Genomic DNA, 20,503 nt, shown 5'->3' on the forward strand with positions numbered 1-20,503 from the left:
ATTAATGTCTAATCTATGGTTGATCAGACCTTTGTTGGCCATGTCGCGGGCTACAAGTTGAATCTCGGATCAATTCGTTTCCGGTTTCGCTTGAAATCTAGGGGTAGATTTCACGTTGGTTTCAACAGGGCGAAGGAGGGGCACCGGGTAACTTCACATCGCTCGATGCGGCGTTCATCCGTGTCTGGAGATAAATAACAGGAGATACTTAAATGACGGAAACTGCATACGGTAACGCCCAGGATCTGCTGGTCGAACTGACGGCGGATATTGTGGCTGCCTATGTTAGCAACCACGTCGTTCCGGTAACTGAGCTTCCCGGCCTTATTTCGGATGTTCATACGGCACTCAGCGGAACATCGGCACCGGCATCGGTGGCGGTCAATGTTGAAAAGCAGAAGCCTGCTGTGTCCGTTCGCAAGTCGGTTCAGGACGATCATATCGTCTGTTTGGAATGTGGTGGCTCGTTCAAGTCGCTCAAACGCCACCTGACGACGCATCACAGCATGACGCCGGAAGAATATCGCGAAAAATGGGATCTGCCGGTCGATTATCCGATGGTTGCTCCCGCCTATGCCGAAGCCCGTTCGCGGCTCGCCAAGGAAATGGGTCTCGGTCAGCGCCGCAAGGCGAACCGTTGATTTTCTAAGACGGATTGTGTCGCGGCTGTATTTTCTCCCCGTCCGGGGAAAGATGGCCCGAAGCGCCGGATAAAGGGGACCTTGGCAGCATATTGCTGGCCTTGCCCCTTAACTCGCCGCCGTGACCTTTTGCCTTAGCAGGAGATGGCGGCAGGGCGCGCATGCCCGCTCCATACACAACTTGCACCATAGTGTTATGTCCAGCTGGTCCTTAGACCGGCTTTTTTATTGCCGCGCGCAATTTCGACAGAGGAAAAAAATCCTTGTTGAGGCGTCACCTTTATTCAAAAACAAAGCGAAATCAATCGCATGTTTTTCGACGCCAAATTTGCCCTTCCCCGCGTCCATCCTCAGGTGTATGAATTAATTCCTATTCGTAAAGGAGTTGCATATGCCTTCGGACATATCGTCTTTGCCTGCCCCCTTTCGGCCCTGTGTGCAGGTTGCCGATAGCAATTTCCGCCGTTTTCCGCCTGCTGCCGGGCGGGATGAGATCTCCCGGATTTGCCGGCTGGTCCGGCAACTGGCCGGGGAAATGGTGCAATTAACCGGCGATCGTGTGGCTGCGCGCCGGGACAGGCGGCGCACCGAATGCCATATCCGCCAGATCGCCATGTATGTGTGCCATGTGCAGCTCGGTATTCCCATGTCAGATATCGGCCCCTGTTTCGGCAGGGACAGAACGACAGTCGGCCATGCCTGCCAGGTGGTTGAGGATCGTCGCGACGAACCCGCCTTTGACGAGTTCGTTGCCACACTGGAGCGGCTTTCCGGCAGCATTTTCAACGTGATGAAAGGTGTTCGGGATGAGTGAGACAAAAAGCGCTCCATCGATACTTCCCGATCCTGTCCTGTTGCGGCTCCTGCGCTGCATTGCTGCGGGCACGGCTGATATATCGGAGGATCGCGGCGATATGGTATTGCAGCGACCGGAGGCCGGGAACGGCAGGACAGGGCGTCCGGCGTTGCGGTTTCCGGCCACCACGGTGCAGCTCGCCCTCTCTTCGGGGCTGATCGAGAGACGTGAAAACACGCTCTCCGCCGCGCCGCCGCTCGCCTCCTATTTGAAGCGCGCTATAGCCAGGGATCGCGACGAGATTTTTCAGGAACAGCACTGGGATTTGCAGACGGTGGTTCTGGATGTCGGCAAGGACAGGCAGCCGGCCCGGCGCAACCTCAATAGCTCGCCACTGACAGGGCTTTCACGGCTGAAGGAAAAGGATGGCACGGCATTCTTCCCCAGCGATGCCTTGCAGGCGGGCGAACGCCTCGCCGCCGATTTTCACCGCGCGCAGTTGAACCCGAAGGTGACGGCAACATGGGAGCCGAAAATTGCAAGCCGCACGAAGGGGGAGGCGGGTGGCAAGCTCGATCTTACCGATGCGGCGATTTCCGCCCGGACGCGGTTTTCCCGTGCAGCCGATGCTATGGGGCCTGAACTTTCAGGTGTCGCCATCGATATCTGCTGCTTTGAAAAGGGGCTGGAGGCCGTAGAGCGCGAGCGGCAATGGCCGGCGCGTTCGGCAAAACTGCTGCTGCGGGCCGCTCTGCTATCGCTTGCCCGGCATTATGCGCCGCAAGCGCAACGCAGCAGAAGGACAAGCCACCATTGGGGCGACGAAGATTATCGCCCGCCGATGGCGCCAACGATGGCGACAGAATGAAGGCTCAGGCGGTCAGAAGTCTCGCTTCCTCGCGGATACGTTTGACCATGGAACGCAGGCCATTGGCGCGCTGCGAGGACAAATGTTCCACCAGCCCGATCTTGTCGAACACCTCAATGGCGTCGAGACCGGCGATTTCGGAAGCTTTTTTACCGGAATAGACGGCAAGAACGATGGCGACGAGGCCGCGCACGATATGCGCATCGGAATCGCCCTCGAAGGTCATGAGAGGATCTTCGGCACCATCGCTGTGGCTGACGAGCCAGACCTGGCTTGCGCAGCCCTGCACCTTGTTCTCAGGCGTGCGCTTGTCTTCCGCAAGGTCGGGAAGCGCCTTGCCGAGTTCGATGACGTAACGATAGCGATCCTCCCAGTCGTCGAGGAAGGCGAAATCGTCAAGGATCGTATCGAGAGAGGCCATGTTGCGCGCCGTACCGTTCGTTATTGCCATGCTTTGCTACGATATAGGGCAAGTGCGGACGGTTTTGAACCATGCGGACCATGAAAAAGCCCACGGAAACAGGTTTCCGTGGGCAAGTTTGGCAGGCAGTCACGCAGGCGGACATATCCGGCTGCAGAGAAGGGGCGGGCGGCGCGGCGTCAAGCGGCGGCGCAAAATATCAGGGGGTGGGGCGCTTCTGCGGCAGGGGAATGATGGTGCCGGTCTTCAGCATGTCGGCATTCCCAGGGAATTCGACGCTGATCGCCGGTGCTGCGGCCAGTTTTTCGCTCTCGCTGGCGAGTTCGGCTGCGGGTGCCGTTTTATCACCGGATGCAAGCTGCGCGTCGAGCAATTCATAGGCGACCTTGGCGCCTTCCTTTGCCCGTTCACCGAGCGCGTGGAAGGTTTCGGCGCCCTTGACGCAGACGTCGGGTTTTTCGATGCAGATGGCGCTGACATAACGATAGGCCTCACCGGCTGCCGAAACGGCGCTGGGAATATCGAATGCCGAAGGTTCCTTGGTCGGATCGTTGCTGCTACCGAAATAGGACAGCGCGACCAGCACCAGCGAAAACCAGAATGTTCCTTTGATCAGAAACCACATTGTCAGACTACCCTGCCAGATGATCTTTGTTTTGAAGCCCCGCCCTTTTTGGGTCATCGGCCTTTGTCCCGTTTTTCGGGCTTGGAGAGAAGCTACAGGCGACCGGCGAACAGCCAATTGCAAAAAGCCGCGCAATTTAATTCAAATTGTATCTATTCTCCCCGCATCGGGACCGGCTCCAGCAATTCCGTCGCATTTTAACAGTCCATGTTAAGCATAATTGCGACAGATGCCGTCTGTTCCGGGCAAAAGTGCTCATCCGTGCTGCCACAAAGGTTAACGCGATGGCAAAAATAAAGCGAAATCCGTCGCTTACCCGTCATTAACCATGATTGGCAAAGCTTGGTTGAAATGCTCCGTAATGGGACTGCGGCGCATTTCGAGGCTGTTTGGTGCCGTTCTTTTTATCCATTCCTTAAGCCGCGGGCTTCTATTGTCGGAGCCGTTAGATCCGTCTCAGGGATTCAGGTTTGGTATTGCGTAATATGAGAAAAAAAGCGGTCGCATTGGTCGACCATGCCGCAGGCAGATGGCTTGCGCGTATGGAGGAGGACGCCGAAAGGCGCGCCGGCACCGTTGCGCGCCTGCGCCGCCTGTTTGCCTTCAGCGCCGTCGGCTTTCTGGTCGTTCCCGCCCTGTTCAGCCTCGTCTTCAGCCCCGCCATCGCGCTGCCCATCGGCGCCGCTCTGGTGCTGGCGCTCTATCTGGCCGCAGCCGCCCTGTTGATCGCCTTTTCGCGTCCCGCCCGTGGCGCAGCGTCCCTGTCCGCTCAAGCCGGCGACGATGACCTCGTTGCGGCATCGCAGGTGCCCGGCCTCGTACTCACCATCAATGAAAACGGCCTCGTCGAGCGCGTCTCCGGCCGCGACCTTGAAACGTTTCCAGCCGATCTTCAGGCCTGCAAGGGCCATGTCTTTGCCGAATATGTCTATGTTTCTGATCGCATCGAGCTGATGCAGGCTTTCGACCTTCTGCGGCAGGGCGAGGAAAAGTCCAGCGTGGAACTGCGGTTCGAAACCGGCGCGAAATCGCGCCAGGCGCAGTTCATCCACGCGCGTATGGAAATGACGGCGATCCGCAATGCGGCCGGCAGGCTGCGCCGCGTCGTCGCCCAGCTCTCCGACGTCACCGAGATGGAGCTTCTGCGCCGCGATGTCGCCCGCAAGGCGGCGGAGGCGGAATCGGCCAACGACGCCAAGTCGCGGTTCCTCGCTGCCGTCAGCCACGAGCTGCGCACCCCGCTCAACGCCGTCCTCGGCTTTTCCGACATTCTGGCGGGCGAATATTTCGGCCGGCTGGAAAACGACCGCCAGCGGGAATATGTCGGCTTGATCCGCCAGTCCGGCGCGCATCTCCTGTCGGTGGTCAACACCATGCTGGATATGAGCAAGCTGGAAGCAGGCCGTTACGAGCTGATGATGGAAAGCTTCCCGATCGGCGAAACCATCTCGTCCTGCGAGGCCATGCTCGGCTTGCAGGCGAAGGAAAAAGGTCTGACATTGACCAGCCGCATCCAGCGCGGTATCGGCGAAATCTCCGCCGACCAGCGCGCCATCCGCCAGGTTCTCATCAATCTGGCCGGTAACGCCATCAAGTTCACCGATGCCGGCGGTGTAGTGTCGATCGATGCTGCGCGTGAAGGCAGGATGCTGAAACTGACGGTCAGCGATACCGGCATCGGCATCGCATCCGACAAGATTGAACTCCTGGGCCAGCCTTTCATGCAGGTCCAGAACGAATATACCCGTCGCTATGAGGGCACGGGTCTGGGATTGTCCCTGGTCAAGGGTCTGGTAGCACTGCATGGCGGCACTTTCGCCATCACCAGCCAGCCCGGCGCGGGAACGGTCGTAACGATCATGTTGCCTGCCGACGGTTCCGGCATGGCGGGTGGCGAAAACGCTGAAACCGAATGCATGGTGGAGTTTCCGCCGCGCATCAAACGGCTCGGCGAAATGGCCGCGATTATGAAGAAGGATGGTGACGATGGCCCCGCGAAAGCGAAAATCGCCTAAGAAAACAACGGCCCAGATTGGCGCCGGGATTGTTTCCTTGGTGGTTTCGGCCATCGGGCGCGAACTCCTGCGCCGTCCCAAACTGGTGGGCGGCTCAGGCGCCTTCGTGGTCGTCTTCGGTTTTGTCGCCGCCAACGCGCTCTGGTACCAGCCGGGCGTTCACCCGTCTCCTTTCCTGCGTACCCGCGATGCGGCAAACCCGAACGGCATTGCCGGTTATCGCGCGGCAGAGCCGCTCGGCACGCAGGGCCATGTTACGACCTTCCGCATAGAACGCCCCAGCGAAACCGAAACGGCACAGCAACCGGCGGCCGCAACGGCGACGCCTGCGACATCGGTTGCGGCGGAAAACCAGAAGCCGCAGCAGATCGTTGCCGATATTCAGGCCGAACTTAAAAAACGCGGGCTTTACGAAGGCGAGGCGGACGGCAAGATGGGACCGCGCACGGCTGCCGCCATCATGTTCTTCGAAGAAACACTCGGCATGGAACAGACCGGCGAACCGACGACACGGGTGCTGGCGGCGCTCAGGATCGACGGCGCAACCGTCGCCGCAATCCCGAAGGATCGGCCTTCCGACGCCAACACCGGCGGCGGCGTTGAGATCGACCCGGTCGCGGCCGCAATCCGCAAGGCTGAAGCGCCTCGTCCCAAGGCCGAACCGGTCTCCTTGAACAGCGCTGCCGCCGCTTCAAAGCCGGTGAGCCGCGATCTGATTGCAAAGATCCAGCAGGGACTGATCAATATCGCCTATGCCGATGTGAAGGTGGACGGTGTGGCCGGCGAGCAGACCCGCAACGCCATCCGCCATTTCGAAAAACACTACCGCCTGCCGGAGACCGGTGAACCGAGCGAAGCCGTGCTGAAGAAGCTGAAATCGATCGGGGCGCTTTAGGGGACTGGGTCTCAACTCTCTCCATTCTTGTGACAAGCGCAGGAACGAGGAAAGAAGAGAGCGTAACAACACGGACAGGCAGCGGCCTGGCGCCTCCATCGAAAGCACCCCAATGCGCCTCAAATCCGAAATCTTCGTATCAGCCCTTATCCGCCGCGTGTTTTCCGCTGGTGGCTTTGCCGCTGTCGAAAAGAAGGGTGCGGAAGAGGCCGGTGCGATCTTCATCCGCCAGCGCCTTCGTGATGGCCGCGAAAACCTCTACGGGCCTGCGCCGCAGAGTTTTGCCGAGGACGAGGAAGTCCGGGCCGAACGCCGTTTCGAGACGCGCCTTGCGGGTGTGGAGGGGGAGGAAAGTGCTGCTCTTCTCGAAAGGGAGCGGCGCTTCGACAGCGATCTATGGGTCGTCGAGATCGAAACGGACGAGATCGGCACTCTCCTGACGCTGGTGGACCAACCGAAGATTTAAAGCGTGCAGCAGCTTTGCGCCCGGAATTGCTCCGGGCGAGGGGGGGCCGCCTTAACCCTCACGTCCCCGTTCTGTGAATGACAGGTGCGCTGTGGTTCGGTCGTTCGCGGCCGTGGGTGTAGCTGTCGGCGCGCCGCCAGCTTTCCACCCGCTCTTCGCATTCAATGATTTCGAGGCGGTCGAGCATGGCCTCGGCGCGGCTCATGTCGCCTTCGGCGGCGGCAAGATGCGGATAGAAGCATTGCAATATGAAGGCGGCTTCGGAAAATTCCATGCCGAGCCCGATCAGGGTGGTGGCGAGCTGCGTGCCTGATATGTCGAGCATGATGCGCTCCGACAGCCAGTAGCTGGACGACAGCGAATCCGCCAGCGTCACCGCAAACTGCCGCGCATCACGCTCGCGCGCGAACCGCACGAGCAGCGCTTCCTGCACGTCACTCAGGCGGCGCAGGCCAAGAACGTCGCTTTCCGGGCGGCTGAGCTGATGCGCCATCCGTTTGATGCGCTGGCGCATTTCCTCTTCCACGGCGGTGGATTTGATCTGGGCGTCTGCCGGCTGCGCAATGGCGGGCTCCGGCATGGCGGGAGGCGTCGCGTCATCGGGTCGCTTCAGGTCTTCCATGTGCCGCAGGCCGACTAGCGCGTCGATGACGGTCGGCGACAGGTCCTCGCGCCGCACGATGGCGCGGGCATGGGCGGCCCCTTGCGTGCGGGCAATGGTGATCAGCGTGTCGTCATCAAGGCACTTCGACGAAATCAGGAAGGGGGCGGCAATGGAAATCGGCTGGCAGGCGATGAAGAAGGCAACCGCCGAAGGCACGTTGGGATGCTGGGAAAGCGCTGCAATGGCTTCCCGCTTGGCCTCTTCGGTGGAAGCGTTGAAAAGCGGCATGAAAAGCTCGGCAAACTGCCGAAGGTCCGTTTTTGACGGATGGGGAACAGTCTCAAAATTCGTGACAGTGGCCATTAGCACCACATCTTTCTTCCTCACGGCTCTTGGCCTCTCAAGTTCTCGAAACCGGTCGGTCAACGCACTACCCAACAAAAACGCAAACACAATATCGGTTCAAATTAGAGCAAATCCGTTGACACCCTGTTAACTATGGGGGGTGGCAAGCGTTATTGTGCGTTTATCAACAAGGAAATTTTAAAACCTTCGTGACGGACAAAACGTCATGGAACCTTGCCGTCTCGCCTTTGTTTTCAACGGGTGCAGCTTTATGAAGGATAAGTTGGCGCCCGGCGATTAGGGTTAACGGATCCTTAACCTCTGTCTGTTTCTAATTTCATGGGCAGTATTAGGATTCCATGTTATTCTGATTGATAGAATAATTTCGAAAATGGCATGCCGAAGCCCTGATATGCGCACGACACCTTGCAAAATCGCCATCGATTTTTGGGTCGTGCGAAAACCAGTCTGTGGGCTGGATTATGCGCAATGTGATGGTGATGAAATTCCCGACGCAAGACGAGGCTTGCGCGGTTCCCATGGGCAACATTGACTCCCGAAGAGGAGACGAGCATGGCAGTTATTATTCCAATCGCCGAGGCCCGACGAAGCCTGCGCCCGGCCGGAATGTCCGGCAAGGTTATGGGCCCGGCAAAGGTCGTGCTGTTTACCGGCGTGCGTTATGAAAAACGCGATACGGAACCGGCTGGCAAGGATGCGCGCAAGCGCAAGCCCGCACCGGAAACCGCCTTCAAATCCTGATTACGCTTGGTTGACCGGCGCTATTTCCACGGTGTCGGCTGGCATTTCGCCTCGTTCAGGAACCGTTCCGCTTCCTCCCCGAAGCTCGGCTGCGGCACCATGGTCCGCAACACCACATACCCTTCCGTCTGATCCGATTCCGCCAGAATGGCCTGTGAAAGCGATGGCGGCTGCGCCTTGCGAATGGCCGCGATCTGCACCGAATCCGCCACCAGAATATCCATCACCCCGCCTGCGGACGTGCGGTCGTTCATGCTGAACACCTCGTTCGACGCCTTGTCGTAAACCGCGACCGACCAGAAGGGCACCGCGCCGATGGCCGTCAGCCTGACGGGCTTTTCCTCGATATTGAAGGTGCAGACGGCAACTCGGATGAAGGGATCGCCGCTTCCCAGTGTCTTTTTCTCCGTCGTTTCTTCGAGAAGATGAAACTGATGCGGCTTACCTTCCGCCAAGGCGCGGGTATAGGCGTCGCGATTGCTGAAATGCGGTATCGCCAGAAGAATGACGACATGCAGCACGGCGGCGGCGACAAGGCCGGTGAGGATGGCGAGCAGGGTCCTAAGCATTGCCACACCCCAGCTTGCGGATTTGCGGCATGGCGATGTCGATAAGGCCGGAACTGCCGGCAACCGGCGTGTCGAGCAGCGTCATGACCAGCTTGAATGTCTGCCCCTGCGGCACGGCCAGCCAGTTATAGGTCTGGGCATCGGGTGCAATGGTGATGTCGATGCCGCCATCGGCACTGCGCAGCAGCGTGCGCGAATTGAGCGCAAAGGGTCGTCCGGCATCTTCCGCCAGAACATTGCCCTGCTGGTCTGCGGTATAGAGCGTCCAGAACCGTGAGGGCGGCACGGCGCCCGCCAGCTGGTAACGGCATTCGCCGGTCAGGCGCTGGCCGTCGCTGTCGACGGAGGCGGTAAAGGCCAGCCCCTCGGCCGTTCCATAAAGCAGCTTGCCGGCATCGGCGCGGTGCGACTTGGCGTAGGGATCGGCCTCGATCGTCTGCGCTTCCGGAAAGGCATCCCATGAGCCGATGCGGATCGAGCCGAAGCCGGATGTCGCCTCAAGTGCTGCCAGCGTCGCGGCAATGCCGCCGCCAAAGGCGATCAATAGGGCGATGCCGACAAGGAATGGAACTCGAAACACGCTGTTTTCCCGTTTTTGAACAGGTCGAGGACTATCACTGATTCCCTGTTTGGAAAATGGTACGCCTTGTTTAGTCTTGATGGAAATGACCAGAAGAGGGATTCCACCATGTCGCGACAAGCCGCCATCGACCACGCCACCCGCTTTTTCGACGATGGCAGGTTCGAGCAGGACTTGGCGCGGCGCGTTTCGCTGCGCACCGAAAGCCAGGATGAGGCGCGCGGTGCCGAGCTGGCGCTCTATCTGGAGCGCGAAATGCAGCCCGCTTTCACCGCCATGGGGTTTTCCTGCACGATCCTGCGCGACCCGGCGGCGGATTTGCCGTTTTTGATCGCCGAACGTTTCGAGGGTGAAAATCTGCCGACCGTGCTGGGTTATGGCCACGGCGATGTGGTGCGTGGTCTTGACGACGGCTGGGCAGAAGGCCTTTCGCCTTTCGTGATGTCCGAGCGCAATGGCAGGTGGTACGGGCGCGGCACCGCCGACAACAAGGGGCAGCATTCGGTCAACATGGCGGCGCTGAAAGCGGTGCTGGAGACGCGTGGAAGACTTGGGTTCAACGCCAAATATCTGATCGAGATGGGCGAGGAGAGGGGTTCTCCCGGCTTGAGGGAAGTTTGCCGGAACTATAGCGAGCGGCTGAAAGCCAATCTTCTGATCGCCTCCGACGGCCCGCGCCTGAATGCGGAGCGGCCGACCGTTTTTCTCGGTGCGCGCGGCGGCATTACCTTCGATCTGGTGATCGAGGCGCGGGAAGGCGGCCATCATTCCGGCAATTGGGGCGGGGCGCTGTCCAACCCCGGCGTCCAGCTGGCGCATGCCATGGCAAGCCTCGTTGGCCCATCCGGGCAGATCCGCGTGCCCGAACTGGTGCCCGAAGAGCTGCCGCAGGCGGTGCGTGACGCGCTTGCCGATTGCGAGATCGATGGCGGCCCGGATGGTCCGAAAATCGATCCTGACTGGGGCGAGCCCGGCCTTTCCACCGCCGAGCGTGTGTTCGGCTGGTGTGCGCTGGAGGTGCTGGCCTTCGAGACCGGCAATCCGCGCGCGCCGGTCAATGCCATTCCGCCACGGGCATGGGCGCGGCTGCAATTGCGCTTCGTTGTCGGCATCGATCCGGAAGCCGCGCTGCCCGCCATCCGCCGCCATCTCGACCGGCAGGGGTTCAGCATGGTTCGGATCGTACCCGCCGGCGACGAGATTTTCCGCGCCACGCGGCTCGATCCGCAGGACCCATGGGTCGGCTTCACTCTGAGTTCCATGGCCCGCACGACGGGCAAGAAACCGGCACTTCTTCCCAATCTGGGTGGCTCGCTGCCCAACGATATCTTTGCCGATATACTGAAACTGCGCACCATCTGGGTGCCGCATTCTTATCCCGGCTGCTCTCAGCATGCGCCGAACGAACATCTGCCGAAAGAGATTGCCCGCGAGGCGCTTGCCATCATGGCCGGGCTTTACTGGGACCTCGGAGAGGGAGATACCCCTCCGCTTTAAGCGCCCATGACCAGCTTGAAGGCGATGGCCCACATGGTGAAGGCGATAACCCCTTCGAGGATGCGCCAGGCGGACGGCTTTTCGAAGATCGGGCGCAGCCAGCGCGCGCCGTAACCCAGCGAAAAGAAGAACAGCAGGGAGCCGGTGGCGGCACCCGCCGCGAAGGTTTTTTCAAAGCCGGGAAATTGCGTGGAGATGGTGCCGAGCAACACGACGGTATCGAGATAGACATGTGGGTTGAGAAAGGTCAGCGCCAGGCAAATGGCAAGCGTCTGCCAGAGGCTCGCCTCCCGCCTTTCCGCCACCGAAAGCACCTCCGACGAACGCAGGGCCGAATGTAGGCTTTTCGCGCCATACCAGATGAGAAACGCCGCACCGGCATACCGCATGATGGGATCGAGTGCCGGCATGACGGCGCTTATCCGCTGAAAACCGAAGACGCCGACGGTGATCAGCAGCGCATCGGAAATTGCGCAGGTGGCACAGACGGCAAAGACATGGGAGCGCGCCAGCCCCTGCTTTAGAACGAAAGCATTCTGCGCGCCGATGGCAACGATGAGGCTGAGACCCATCGTCAGGCCGGTGAAGAAGATCTGAATGTCCATGTGCTGGCTGCTGCCTTTTTGTCTCTGCCTGTGCGGATGGATGATGCCACCGCTTCCAGACCGAGTGCTTTGATATTTCCCTCGCATGGTTTAATCAAATTAAACAAACTCAGTTCAAGTAAGTAAAACTAATGACGGGCAAAAACTATGCGACAGGGCGATTTCATCTGCGGGCACCTCGCCTGACCCTCATTCCTGTGACAAGGACAGGAATGAGGGAAGAGGAGAGTGCTACTGCTACTGCCCGGACGCTTCCCGCCCAACACGCCCGTATCAACCTTTACAAGGAGGCCTGTGATGCTGGACTATCCTTCCATGCGCGCCGTGGCGCTCGTGGCCCAGACCGGCAGCTTTGAGAAGGCGGCACAGGTGCTGTGTGTCACGCCCTCGGCCGTTTCCCAGCGTATCAAGCAGCTGGAGGAGCGCCTCGGCGTGGTGCTGATCGTGCGCGGTAATCCTTGCGTGGCGACGGAAAAGGGCGAGTGGCTCTGCCGGCACATGGACCATGTCGGCATGCTGGAAACCGAACTGTTCCGGCAGCTTCCGGTTCTTTCGGAAGCGGGCGCGGCGGCAGAGCGTGTCACACTCAACATTGCCACCAATGCCGATAGTCTCGGCACATGGTTTCTCGACGCGGTTTCGAAATTCACCGGTGGCAGCGACTATCTCGTCAACATCGCGGTGGACGATCAGGACCATACGGTGGAATGGCTGCGCGGCGGCAGGGTGCTCGCCGCCGTCACCGCCCATGCCAAGCCTGTGCAGGGCTGCCGGGTCTTGGCTCTCGGTGTGCTCAGATATCACGCCACCGCCAGCCCGGCTTTCATGGCGCGCCATTTCTCCGATGGCGTCACGCCCGCCGCGCTTGCCCGCGCGCCGGGGCTTACCTTCAACCAGAAGGACAGGCTGCAGGCCAGCTGGATCAAAAAAGCGCTGGGTGAGGATATATCCTATCCCACCCACTGGCTGCCCTCGACCGACGGTTTCGTGAAGGCAAGCCTTGCCGGCATGGGCTGGGGCCTCAACCCGGTGCAGCTGGTGGGAGAGCACCTTCAGGCGGGGCGGCTTGTGGAAGTCGTTCCCGGCACACCGCTCGATATCCCGCTCTACTGGCAGGTCAATCGGCTCGCCGCTGAACGCCTCGGCACGCTCACCGCCCATGTGGTGGAAACAGCACGGGCGGCGCTTCTTTCCTGAGGCAGATCAAATAGTCTGCCATTCGCTCCAGTTCAACACGCGCGGAATCTGCGGTTTTGCTTCGCCGCCAAGAAACGCGATATATTCCAGCGAGTGGCCGTCGGGATCCTTGAAATAGACGCTGGCTGCCGGCATCCATGGAAAGACGACGGGCTCGTCGATCTCCTTTTCGCCGTCAAAACCGAGCGGCGTTACGCCGTTCCGGCGTAGATAGTCCGGTGCGGCGAGAAGCTGATCAAAATCGACGCTGAAGGCGATGTGCAGTCTCATATTGATGGGTGCGGACTGGATGGACCATAGGCCAAGCATCGAATGCCCACGTTCGCCGGTCCAGAAGAACGCCACATTCCGTTCAGGGAATCGTTGTGCCGGCTCCAGACCGACAACATTACGATAAAACTCAACCGAGCGTTCCAGGTTCGAAACCGTCAAATGCGTCTCGAACAATGCTTTTACTTTCACCATTTCCTGTCCTCAATTGCCTTAGCGCTGCGCCTTTCGGGCATTCGCTTTCTTGCAATCGGACTGTGCAACCTCAACCATGATTGAGGTCAAGCACCAAATGTGGATTTTTCTAAAGCCGAGTGCAGGCAGCAATCTGGAGGGAAAAACGCCTTCAGCATTATGAGCCAAGGTTGCCAAGCCGTCACCGCCGGGCCGCATCCCCCGGGCCATCCCGCAACGACGCATCCGCAACCTTTTGCGTCGTGACGGTCAAAGGCGCGGCTTCCTTCATCTTCTTGGCGATGGAACGGATGACGCGGGTTGCTTCGGCTGAGAGCGAGCGTGGGCGGGTGAGTGCCGGCATGGCGGGTGCAGCGGTGGCGGATGCGGCAGCGACCTGGGCCGAAGGCTGCGGGCGCGCGCCTGTCGGCAGCGGGTTCTGGATGCCGGGAATGGGGCGCAGCTCCATGCCTTGATGGGCGTAGTCCATAAGCCGCTTGAAGGTCATGGCGGGAAGCGCGCCGCCGGTCATGTTGTTCATCGGCGTGAAATCGTCGTTTCCGAACCAGACCGCCGTGGTGTAATTGCCGGTGAAGCCCACATACCAGGCGTCGCGGTAAGCCTGCGACGTGCCGGTCTTGCCGCCGGAAACGATGCCGTTTTCAAGCGCGCCGCGCCGGGCCGTTCCCATCACGGGAATGGTGACAAGCATCTGGTTCATCTTCGAATTGGCCTCTTCGGAAAGCACCCGCTTGGCGGGTTCCTCGTCACGGCCGAAATCGTAGAGAACCTTGCCCTCGTAATCCAGCACCTGCTCGATGCCGTGGCGGCGCGATTGCATGCCATCGGCCGGGAACACAGCATAGGCCGTAGCCTGATCGAGAACCGTCAGTTCCGATGTGCCGAGCGGAATGGTCTTGTCGCTGCGCAGCGGCGTGGCGACGCCCATCGCCTTGGCGGTGTCGACGATCACCTGCGTGCCGAGCACGTCTTTGGCGAGACGCACCGGCACGGTGTTGTAGGATTTGGCAAGCGCCACCTGCAACGTCACCTTGCCGGCGTAGGAGCGGCCATAATTCTGCGGCGACCAGCCGCGCCAGGTCACGGGCGCGTCGGAAATCAGCGTCTCCGGCTTCATGCCCTTTTCCATGGCGGCCGAGTAGGTATAGACCTTGAAGGAGGATCCCGGCTGGCGCAGCGCCGCCGTGGCGCGGTTGAACTGGCTTTCGCCGTAGTCACGCCCGCCGACCATGGCGCGCAACGCGCCGCCGTTCTCGATCATCACCATCGCGCCCTGCTTGACGCGGTAGCCCTCGCCATACTCGCGCAGCTCCATTTCCATCGCCTGCTCGGCTGCCTGTTGCAGCCCGGTATCGATGGTGGTGCGCACGACGACGGTATGGTCCTTGAACCTGCCCTGCGCCGCCAGTCGCTGTACCTCGTCAAACGCCCAGTCGAGGAAGTAATCCGGGGCCTTAACATCGGCGCGGTCAATGACGGTGGCCGGATTGCGCCGCGCGCCGATCACCTGACCCTCGGTCATCAGCCCGCTCTGCACCAGGTTGGAAAGCACGGTGTTGGCGCGCGCACGTGCGGCTGGCAGGTTGACATGCGGTGCGTATTTGGCCGGCGCCTTGAACAGGCCGGCGAGGATGGCGGATTCGGCAAGCGTGACATCGGTCAGGTTCTTGCCGAAGTAAAATTGCGCCGCCGCTGCCGCCCCGAACGTGCCGCCGCCCATATAGGCGCGGTCGAGATAAAGGCTGAGGATTTCCTTCTTCGACATGTTGGCCTCGAGCCACAGCGCGAGGAAGGCTTCCTTGATCTTGCGCTCAAGCGAGCGCTCATTGGTAAGGAACAGGTTCTTGGCAAGCTGCTGCGTCAGCGTCGAGCCGCCCTGCACGACGCCGCCGGCGCGGGCATTCTCGCTCATGGCGCGTGCAAGGCCAATGAAATCGATGCCGAAATGGTCGAAGAAACGCCTGTCTTCGGTGGCCAGAACCGCCTTGATGAAATGATCCGGCATCTGGTCGATCGGGACGGAATCCTCATGGATGATGCCGCGATGGCCGATGGTGTTGCCGTAACGGTCAAGGAAGGTCACGGCAAAATCACCGCGATAACGCCAGTCCTTCTTGGTCTCCTCAAAGGCGGGCATGGCAAGCGCCAGAAGCACGACACAGCCGGCCGTTCCGAAGGTCAGCGCGTCGCACGTCAGGTTGACGAGAAGCTTCTTCCAGCCGCGCACATGCAGTTTGCGCGAGGCAATGGTGACGTCTTCCCAGAAATCCACCAGCCTTGCCGCAGCCGTCCACAGGCCGGAGTCGATAAAGCTATCGATTCTCAGCAGGATGTGCCGCTTTTTGCGACCGTTTTTATCGTCTTTTTCTTCCTGCACCTGGCGATGTTTTCCTGTTCAACGCAACGCGGATTGTCGATGTTTCTGCGCTTCATCCAATTCCGGACGCAAAACCATGACATGGTTCTGCTGGAATTGCTTGACGCGGCGGCCTCTCGCGGGTCAATGACCCTTTGCCACTCGCCAAAATGCTAAAATATCGTACAAACCAGCCCTTGGCGATACGATATTAAGGATTAGGGATCGGTTAAACCTTGCCCTCGAAGAGATCAAAATGGAACGGAAATGTTAACGATGAATGACGCGCCGTTCTGGAAAACCAAATCACTGGAAGAGATGAGTGGCCAGGAATGGGAAAGCCTGTGCGACGGCTGCGGCCTGTGCTGTCTGAACAAGCTGGAAGATTGGGACACCGGCGAAGTGGTGTTCACGTCGGTCCGCTGTCAGCTGCTTGACGGTGAAAGCTGTCGGTGCTCCGACTATGAGAACCGCCGCGCCACCGTGCCGGACTGTATCCAGCTGGATTTGAAAAAGGTGCACGAAATCGGCTGGCTGCCGCCCACCTGTGCCTACGCGCTGGTACGCGATGGCAAGGATCTGTACTGGTGGCACTATCTCGTCTCCGGCGACGTGAACACGGTGCATCAGGCCGGCATTTCCGCGCGCGGCCGCACCGTCAACGAGCTGGATGTGGAGGTTGACGATTTCGAGGATTATGTGGTGGACTGGCCGCTCACAGTGGGTGAGACGGCGGGCGAAAAAGAGAATAGCTGACGGAAGTCGCCAATTTTCGTGTTGGTCCTATTCCTGCCCCATCGTTTTCTTAAGGCATGTTTCGGAAGAACGGCATGCCTGAAACAAGGGCCGCCGTTCATCCATTCCGGCATATGATCCGCAGAATGCGGACGAGGGACATCAAAACGCATGCGCTATCGGCTGCCCGCCATCGTTCTTTCGTGCATTGCCCTTCAGGGTATTCTGCCGCTTTCCGCCTCCGCCCAGCAATCGCAGGCTTTTGAATGCACGCTGGTCACCTCCATCGAGACCGGCGCTGTCATCAACCAGCAGGGCGCCTGCGATCAGCGCGTGGCGCCGGCCTCCACCTTCAAGGTGCCGTTGGCTCTGATCGGTTATGACGCCGGCATCCTGCTGGATGACAAGACCCCCGCATGGGACTGGAAACCCGGCACGGAGGCCCGCGCGCAGGACCGCAAGACGGTTGATCCGACCATATGGGAGCAGGATTCGGTGCTGTGGTATTCGCGCGAACTCACCCGCCGCCTCGGCCCGGAAAAATTCGCCGCCTATGTCAAACGTCTGGGTTACGGTAATGCCGATGTCTCCGGTGAGCCCGGCAAGAATAACGGTCTCACCCATTCCTGGCTCGGTGCTTCCCTGACCGTTTCCCCGGTCGAGCAGGTAGGATTCATCCGCCGCCTTCTGGCCGGAAATCTGCCGGTTTCGCGCGACGCGCAGGCAAAGACACGGGCGATCGTGCCGGTGTTCGATGCGCCGGAGAGCTGGAGCGTGCACGGCAAGACCGGCACGGGCTTCATGCGCGACGAAAAAGGCAACCCCGACCGAAGCCGCCCCTTCGGCTGGTTCGTTGGCTGGGCGGAGCGCGAAGGCCAGCACATCGTCTTCGCAAGGCTTCGCGTTGCCGACAAGCCGTCGAGTGAACCGCTCGGCCCCGCAGTGCGCGACGCCTTCCTGCGCGATATTGCCCGGCTGGCAGTGCACAGATGATTATACGGCTGGCCAGCCCCAAGGAAAAGCGGACATGGCGGATGCCTCCAACGATGTGATCAAGCTCTACACCGACCATGGGGCCGATTTCGACAGGCTGCGCGGTCGTTCACTCGCCGAAAAACCCTGGCTGGATCGGTTCACGTCGCTTTTGCCGCAGGGCGGATCCATCCTCGATATCGGCTGCGGTTCAGGCGAGCCGATCGCCGGCTACTTCATCGGCAACGGATATGACGTGACCGGCATCGATACGTCATATCCCCTGATAGAAATTTGCCGCACCAGATTTCCGGAAAAGCGCTGGGTGGTCGCCGATATGCGTGAACTCGTGTTGAGTAGCCGCTTCGACGGGTTGATTGTCTGGCATAGTTTTTTCCATCTGAAGGCCGACGATCAGCGCCGCATGTTCGGTATTTTCCGGCAGCACGCCAATGACGGCGCCGCACTGATGTTCACGGCCGGGCCGGGACACGGGGAAGCGACGGGGACCCTTCAGGGAAAGCTGCTTTACCATGCCAGCCTCGCTCGCGAAGAATATGAAAGCCTGCTTGCCGCGCACGGGTTTCGACTTCTCGACCACATCGTCAACGATCCCGATTGCGGTGGGGCGACGATTTATCTCGCCAGACGTGTGGCGGCGTAACCATCGAATTCAGAGCCCTGCCAAGCACTCACGATTGTGTGTGCGATAAAAAATGTCGTTATCCCTTGACCTTCCCATGATGGGAATCCTTACATAGTAGCCATAAACGGGCGAAAGTCGCCCTGAGGGAAGTGGCATTATGAATATCGGACAGGCTTCGGATGCATCCGGCGTTTCCGCCAAGATGATCCGTTATTACGAGCAGATCGGCCTCATCACCCCCGCCGCCCGCACCGGCAACAACTACCGGGTCTATGGCGAGCAGGACGTGCATAATCTTCGCTTTATCAAGCGGGCGCGCACGCTTGGCTTCTCGCTGGAGGAGACGGAAACGCTCCTGAAACTCTGGCAGGACAAGAGCCGCGAGAGTTCGGCGGTGAAGGACATTGCGCTCGGCCATATCGCCGATCTCGAACAGAAGATTGGCGAGATGAAGGGCATGGTGAAGACGCTGTCCCACCTTGCCCATTGCTGCGGCGGCGACCACCGGCCGGATTGCCCGATCCTCGATGATCTAGCGGCAGGCGTCGAAAAGGCCGCCCACAAGCCTGCGAAGGCCCACTGACTGCCGCATCCCGCCCCGCCGCCAGTCCCTAAACCTCGTCGAACGCACCGCCTTCGCGCGAGGGATTGCGGTCGATCACGCGCTCTTCCGCGTCATCGGGAAGGGCCTCGTCGCTTTCCTGATAGGGGTCGTCCTCGCTCTCGGCCTCTTCTTCCTCGATTTCATGTTCGATGGACTGCGGAATTTCTCCCTTTGCCGGAAGGGCGTCGATATCGAGATCGAGCAGTTCCTCGTCCATGGCGTCTTCGTTGAGAGGTGTGATTTTCTTGCGGTCCATGGTGGTATCCTTTCTGTCTGGTCATTGCGCAAACGACCGGGGAGGCAGAGGGTTCCTGATGCCTGCAAGTTCGCTCGAGCGGAATAGGTGAAAAGGCGCCTTGACCTCAATGGTGCTTGAGGTTCTAGTTTGCCCGCCGTATCGCAAGAATGGAAAGGATACGGCTTTGACGAGTATGGAAATGACGGAGAAAAATAGCTGGTCGGAATTGCTTGGTGGGGCGAACCTCTCGCTTCTGACCGTCATTTCCTCCGGTATCGGCCTGCATGCCTTCAACCAGTTTGCAGTAGTCACGGCCCTGCCGGTCGCGGTGCGCGAGATTGGCGGCGCGGCCTTCTATAGCTGGGCCTACAGCCTCTATTTCGTCGGTTCCGTGGCAGGCGGTGTCACCGCTGTTCTGTTTCGCGAGCGTTTTGGCGCACGCAGCGTTCTATTCCTGTGCTGCCTTATCTTTTCCTTCGGCTCCGTCATGTCGGCGCTCGCCGACAGCTTTTTATGGGTCGTCATCGGCCGGGCGTTGCAGGGACTTGCCGATGGCCTGATCGTGGCGGTGTGTTACAGCCTCATACCTGCCGGCTTTCGCTCGGCTCTACTGCCGAAGGTCTTTGCCATCGAGGCGGCCATCTGGGCGGTGGCGTCCTTCGTCGGGCCGCTCACCGGCGGGTTTGCCACGGAGCATATCTCCTGGCGCGCCACATTCCTGTTGTCTGCGCCGCTGATCGTGCTGCTGCTGGCCTATACGGCGATTGCGGTCTCGGCGGAACGGTCGGTCGCGACCTCGCGCAAGCCGATGGTGCCGCTGCTCCTTTGCCTCGTCGGCGCATTGGCTTTCTCCGCACCCTCCGCCTTTGAGGATGCCGGTCTGCGCATCATGTCGCTGCTGGTTGGTGCGGCCCTGTTGTGGGCATCGCTGAAGGCGGGCATCCAGCCTTCCTCCGGCCTGTTCCCCAGGGATTCCTTCCGGTTGAAAACGGTACTTGGCAGCGGTTTCTGGGTGCTGTTCCTGATGTCCTATGCCCATGCACTCGGCAGCGTCTATCTCGCTTATGTCGCCATCAATCTCTGGCACCATGAGCCGACCTTCGCCGGTTTTATTGTCGTGACGATGCCGCTTGCCTGGAGCTTCGTGGCAATGCTGATCGGCAGCCTGCGTTCGGGCCGCCTGCGGCAGCTTTGCCTGAATTACGGACCCTACCAGATGGTGCCGGGCTGTGCGCTGCTCGGGCTTGGGCTGGCGACGGGGAACTGGCCGGAAATGCTGATCGGGCAGATATTGATCGGTTCAGCTTTCGGCATGTCCTGGGCAGGCATCAGCCAGGCGGCCATGGAAGCCGCGCCGGAAGAGGAGCGCAAGATGACGGGCGCGCTGCTGCCTACGGTCGCGACGCTGGGTGCCGCGGCCGGTGCGGGCGCAAGCGGCACCGTCGCTGCCGCGAGCGGTCTCGTTCTGCAGATCGATCGTGCGGATGTGACGATGCCGATGCTCTATCTCTATGGGCTGGGTGTCATCGTCTCGCTTCTGGCGATCCTGACAACCCGCGGCTTGCGAAGCGGACAGCGCTGACGCCTCTGCGGCGTGTGTG

Annotated in this window: 23 protein-coding genes; 14 read left to right on the plus strand and 9 right to left on the minus strand. The window is 60.1% G+C overall.

Annotated elements, in window-relative coordinates; genetic code table 11:
* Nucleotides 1-212: 212 nt before the first annotated feature.
* The 3 genes from ros to QE432_RS17415 all read left to right on the plus strand — a co-directional run bounded on the left by ros (nucleotide 213) and on the right by QE432_RS17415 (nucleotide 2,305).
* Entirely contained in the window at nucleotides 213-641 is a 429-nt protein-coding gene (ros, locus tag QE432_RS17405; RefSeq protein ID WP_003512037.1) for a MucR family transcriptional regulator Ros, read from the plus strand.
* A 391-nt stretch (nucleotides 642-1,032) separates the two neighbouring features.
* Nucleotides 1,033-1,455 carry a helix-turn-helix domain-containing protein gene (locus QE432_RS17410; RefSeq protein WP_003512040.1) on the plus strand — a complete coding sequence of 141 codons (423 nt, stop codon included), beginning with the start codon at nucleotides 1,033-1,035 and terminating at the stop codon, nucleotides 1,453-1,455.
* A complete protein-coding gene (locus tag QE432_RS17415) occupies nucleotides 1,448-2,305 on the plus strand; it encodes a DUF6456 domain-containing protein (RefSeq protein WP_306625097.1) in 858 nt (285 codons plus the stop codon). The genes QE432_RS17410 and QE432_RS17415 overlap by 8 nt, the downstream gene beginning before the upstream one ends.
* Before the next feature lie 4 nt (nucleotides 2,306-2,309).
* Here QE432_RS17415 and QE432_RS17420 read toward each other — a convergent pair whose 3' ends face one another.
* Both QE432_RS17420 and QE432_RS17425 read right to left on the minus strand, forming a co-directional pair.
* Nucleotides 2,310-2,726, minus strand: coding sequence for a SufE family protein (locus QE432_RS17420; RefSeq protein ID WP_025592801.1), 417 nt, complete (start codon nucleotides 2,724-2,726; stop codon nucleotides 2,310-2,312).
* Between the two features lie 199 nt (nucleotides 2,727-2,925).
* On the minus strand, nucleotides 2,926-3,351 hold the full coding sequence (locus QE432_RS17425; protein WP_025592804.1) for a DUF5330 domain-containing protein: 426 nt from the start codon (nucleotides 3,349-3,351) through the stop codon (nucleotides 2,926-2,928).
* A 485-nt stretch (nucleotides 3,352-3,836) separates the two neighbouring features.
* Here QE432_RS17425 and QE432_RS17430 point away from each other — a divergent pair, with 485 nt between their 5' ends.
* The 3 genes from QE432_RS17430 to QE432_RS17440 all read left to right on the plus strand — a co-directional run bounded on the left by QE432_RS17430 (nucleotide 3,837) and on the right by QE432_RS17440 (nucleotide 6,727).
* Nucleotides 3,837-5,366 carry a sensor histidine kinase gene (locus QE432_RS17430; protein ID WP_003512044.1) on the plus strand — a complete coding sequence of 510 codons (1,530 nt, stop codon included), beginning with the start codon at nucleotides 3,837-3,839 and terminating at the stop codon, nucleotides 5,364-5,366.
* Nucleotides 5,338-6,261 (plus strand): peptidoglycan-binding domain-containing protein, encoded by a 924-nt coding sequence (locus QE432_RS17435; protein WP_013635711.1) that lies wholly within the window; start codon nucleotides 5,338-5,340, stop codon nucleotides 6,259-6,261. The genes QE432_RS17430 and QE432_RS17435 overlap by 29 nt, the downstream gene beginning before the upstream one ends.
* Nucleotides 6,262-6,373: 112 nt before the next feature.
* Nucleotides 6,374-6,727 carry a DUF1491 family protein gene (locus tag QE432_RS17440; RefSeq protein WP_003512046.1) on the plus strand — a complete coding sequence of 118 codons (354 nt, stop codon included), beginning with the start codon at nucleotides 6,374-6,376 and terminating at the stop codon, nucleotides 6,725-6,727.
* A gap of 58 nt (nucleotides 6,728-6,785) precedes the next feature.
* On the opposite strand, the gene QE432_RS17445 is transcribed toward QE432_RS17440, so the two are convergent.
* Nucleotides 6,786-7,694 (minus strand): DUF2336 domain-containing protein, encoded by a 909-nt coding sequence (locus QE432_RS17445; protein ID WP_003512047.1) that lies wholly within the window; start codon nucleotides 7,692-7,694, stop codon nucleotides 6,786-6,788.
* A gap of 555 nt (nucleotides 7,695-8,249) precedes the next feature.
* Here QE432_RS17445 and QE432_RS17450 point away from each other — a divergent pair.
* The gene (locus tag QE432_RS17450; RefSeq protein ID WP_013635714.1) at nucleotides 8,250-8,438 is read left to right on the plus strand and encodes a hypothetical protein; all 189 of its coding nucleotides are present in this window, start codon (nucleotides 8,250-8,252) and stop codon (nucleotides 8,436-8,438) included.
* Between the two features lie 20 nt (nucleotides 8,439-8,458).
* Here the strand turns inward: QE432_RS17450 and QE432_RS17455 are convergent, their stop codons facing one another.
* Both QE432_RS17455 and QE432_RS17460 read right to left on the minus strand, forming a co-directional pair.
* Complete coding sequence (locus tag QE432_RS17455; protein ID WP_306625099.1) at nucleotides 8,459-9,007, minus strand: DUF1254 domain-containing protein; 549 nt, start codon at nucleotides 9,005-9,007, stop codon at nucleotides 8,459-8,461.
* The gene (locus QE432_RS17460) at nucleotides 9,000-9,587 is read right to left on the minus strand and encodes a DUF1214 domain-containing protein (protein ID WP_003512054.1); all 588 of its coding nucleotides are present in this window, start codon (nucleotides 9,585-9,587) and stop codon (nucleotides 9,000-9,002) included. The genes QE432_RS17455 and QE432_RS17460 overlap by 8 nt, the downstream gene beginning before the upstream one ends.
* 108 nt (nucleotides 9,588-9,695) lie before the next feature.
* Between QE432_RS17460 and QE432_RS17465 the strand changes: the two genes are divergently transcribed.
* Entirely contained in the window at nucleotides 9,696-11,084 is a 1,389-nt protein-coding gene (locus tag QE432_RS17465; protein WP_306625101.1) for a M20 family metallopeptidase, read from the plus strand.
* Here the strand turns inward: QE432_RS17465 and QE432_RS17470 are convergent.
* On the minus strand, nucleotides 11,081-11,689 hold the full coding sequence (locus tag QE432_RS17470; protein ID WP_003512058.1) for a LysE/ArgO family amino acid transporter: 609 nt from the start codon (nucleotides 11,687-11,689) through the stop codon (nucleotides 11,081-11,083). The genes QE432_RS17465 and QE432_RS17470 overlap by 4 nt on opposite strands.
* A 297-nt stretch (nucleotides 11,690-11,986) precedes the next feature.
* Between QE432_RS17470 and QE432_RS17475 the strand changes: the two genes are divergently transcribed.
* A complete protein-coding gene (locus QE432_RS17475; protein ID WP_306625102.1) occupies nucleotides 11,987-12,886 on the plus strand; it encodes a LysR family transcriptional regulator ArgP in 900 nt (299 codons plus the stop codon).
* Between the two features lie 6 nt (nucleotides 12,887-12,892).
* Here QE432_RS17475 and QE432_RS17480 read toward each other — a convergent pair whose 3' ends face one another.
* Both QE432_RS17480 and QE432_RS17485 read right to left on the minus strand, forming a co-directional pair.
* Complete coding sequence (locus QE432_RS17480) at nucleotides 12,893-13,351, minus strand: VOC family protein (RefSeq protein WP_306625104.1); 459 nt, start codon at nucleotides 13,349-13,351, stop codon at nucleotides 12,893-12,895.
* Between the two features lie 181 nt (nucleotides 13,352-13,532).
* Nucleotides 13,533-15,728 carry a transglycosylase domain-containing protein gene (locus QE432_RS17485; RefSeq protein WP_013635720.1) on the minus strand — a complete coding sequence of 732 codons (2,196 nt, stop codon included), beginning with the start codon at nucleotides 15,726-15,728 and terminating at the stop codon, nucleotides 13,533-13,535.
* 255 nt (nucleotides 15,729-15,983) lie between these two features.
* On the opposite strand from QE432_RS17485, the gene QE432_RS17490 reads away from it, so the two are divergent.
* The 4 genes from QE432_RS17490 to cueR all read left to right on the plus strand — a co-directional run bounded on the left by QE432_RS17490 (nucleotide 15,984) and on the right by cueR (nucleotide 18,643).
* A complete protein-coding gene (locus QE432_RS17490; RefSeq protein WP_019564095.1) occupies nucleotides 15,984-16,463 on the plus strand; it encodes a YcgN family cysteine cluster protein in 480 nt (159 codons plus the stop codon).
* Between the two features lie 150 nt (nucleotides 16,464-16,613).
* A complete protein-coding gene (blaOXA, locus tag QE432_RS17495) occupies nucleotides 16,614-17,435 on the plus strand; it encodes a class D beta-lactamase (RefSeq protein ID WP_003512067.1) in 822 nt (273 codons plus the stop codon).
* A 34-nt stretch (nucleotides 17,436-17,469) separates the two neighbouring features.
* Nucleotides 17,470-18,078, plus strand: a complete 609-nt coding sequence (locus QE432_RS17500; RefSeq protein ID WP_306625106.1) for a class I SAM-dependent DNA methyltransferase — start codon at nucleotides 17,470-17,472, stop codon at nucleotides 18,076-18,078.
* A gap of 139 nt (nucleotides 18,079-18,217) precedes the next feature.
* Nucleotides 18,218-18,643, plus strand: coding sequence for a Cu(I)-responsive transcriptional regulator (gene cueR, locus QE432_RS17505; RefSeq protein ID WP_306625108.1), 426 nt, complete (start codon nucleotides 18,218-18,220; stop codon nucleotides 18,641-18,643).
* Between the two features lie 28 nt (nucleotides 18,644-18,671).
* Here the strand turns inward: cueR and QE432_RS17510 are convergent, their stop codons facing one another.
* Nucleotides 18,672-18,920: a hypothetical protein gene (locus tag QE432_RS17510; RefSeq protein ID WP_003512073.1), complete on the minus strand. Its 249-nt coding sequence runs from the start codon at nucleotides 18,918-18,920 to the stop codon at nucleotides 18,672-18,674.
* Between the two features lie 175 nt (nucleotides 18,921-19,095).
* On the opposite strand from QE432_RS17510, the gene QE432_RS17515 reads away from it, so the two are divergent.
* Entirely contained in the window at nucleotides 19,096-20,484 is a 1,389-nt protein-coding gene (locus QE432_RS17515) for an MFS transporter (RefSeq protein ID WP_173992588.1), read from the plus strand.
* Nucleotides 20,485-20,503: the final 19 nt, after the last annotated feature.

The organism is Agrobacterium sp. SORGH_AS_0745 (genome assembly GCF_030818995.1).
In the GTDB taxonomy this organism is placed as follows: domain Bacteria; phylum Pseudomonadota; class Alphaproteobacteria; order Rhizobiales; family Rhizobiaceae; genus Agrobacterium; species Agrobacterium tumefaciens.

Bases quoted from the DNA above. Each gene is read 5' to 3' on its own strand.
- ros (WP_003512037.1), top strand. From the start codon at position 213: ATGACGGAAACTGCATACGGTAACGCCCAGGATCTGCTGGTCGAACTG.
- QE432_RS17410 (WP_003512040.1), top strand. From the start codon at position 1,033: ATGCCTTCGGACATATCGTCTTTGCCTGCCCCCTTTCGGCCCTGTGTG.
- QE432_RS17415 (WP_306625097.1), top strand. From the start codon at position 1,448: ATGAGTGAGACAAAAAGCGCTCCATCGATACTTCCCGATCCTGTCCTG.
- QE432_RS17420 (WP_025592801.1), bottom strand. From the start codon at position 2,726: ATGGCCTCTCTCGATACGATCCTTGACGATTTCGCCTTCCTCGACGAC.
- QE432_RS17425 (WP_025592804.1), bottom strand. From the start codon at position 3,351: ATGTGGTTTCTGATCAAAGGAACATTCTGGTTTTCGCTGGTGCTGGTC.
- QE432_RS17430 (WP_003512044.1), top strand. From the start codon at position 3,837: ATGAGAAAAAAAGCGGTCGCATTGGTCGACCATGCCGCAGGCAGATGG.
- QE432_RS17435 (WP_013635711.1), top strand. From the start codon at position 5,338: ATGGCCCCGCGAAAGCGAAAATCGCCTAAGAAAACAACGGCCCAGATT.
- QE432_RS17440 (WP_003512046.1), top strand. From the start codon at position 6,374: ATGCGCCTCAAATCCGAAATCTTCGTATCAGCCCTTATCCGCCGCGTG.
- QE432_RS17445 (WP_003512047.1), bottom strand. From the start codon at position 7,694: ATGGCCACTGTCACGAATTTTGAGACTGTTCCCCATCCGTCAAAAACG.
- QE432_RS17450 (WP_013635714.1), top strand. From the start codon at position 8,250: ATGGCAGTTATTATTCCAATCGCCGAGGCCCGACGAAGCCTGCGCCCG.
- QE432_RS17455 (WP_306625099.1), bottom strand. From the start codon at position 9,007: ATGCTTAGGACCCTGCTCGCCATCCTCACCGGCCTTGTCGCCGCCGCC.
- QE432_RS17465 (WP_306625101.1), top strand. From the start codon at position 9,696: ATGTCGCGACAAGCCGCCATCGACCACGCCACCCGCTTTTTCGACGAT.
- QE432_RS17470 (WP_003512058.1), bottom strand. From the start codon at position 11,689: ATGGACATTCAGATCTTCTTCACCGGCCTGACGATGGGTCTCAGCCTC.
- QE432_RS17475 (WP_306625102.1), top strand. From the start codon at position 11,987: ATGCTGGACTATCCTTCCATGCGCGCCGTGGCGCTCGTGGCCCAGACC.
- QE432_RS17480 (WP_306625104.1), bottom strand. From the start codon at position 13,351: ATGGTGAAAGTAAAAGCATTGTTCGAGACGCATTTGACGGTTTCGAAC.
- QE432_RS17490 (WP_019564095.1), top strand. From the start codon at position 15,984: ATGAATGACGCGCCGTTCTGGAAAACCAAATCACTGGAAGAGATGAGT.
- blaOXA (WP_003512067.1), top strand. From the start codon at position 16,614: ATGCGCTATCGGCTGCCCGCCATCGTTCTTTCGTGCATTGCCCTTCAG.
- QE432_RS17500 (WP_306625106.1), top strand. From the start codon at position 17,470: ATGGCGGATGCCTCCAACGATGTGATCAAGCTCTACACCGACCATGGG.
- cueR (WP_306625108.1), top strand. From the start codon at position 18,218: ATGAATATCGGACAGGCTTCGGATGCATCCGGCGTTTCCGCCAAGATG.
- QE432_RS17510 (WP_003512073.1), bottom strand. From the start codon at position 18,920: ATGGACCGCAAGAAAATCACACCTCTCAACGAAGACGCCATGGACGAG.
- QE432_RS17515 (WP_173992588.1), top strand. From the start codon at position 19,096: ATGGAAATGACGGAGAAAAATAGCTGGTCGGAATTGCTTGGTGGGGCG.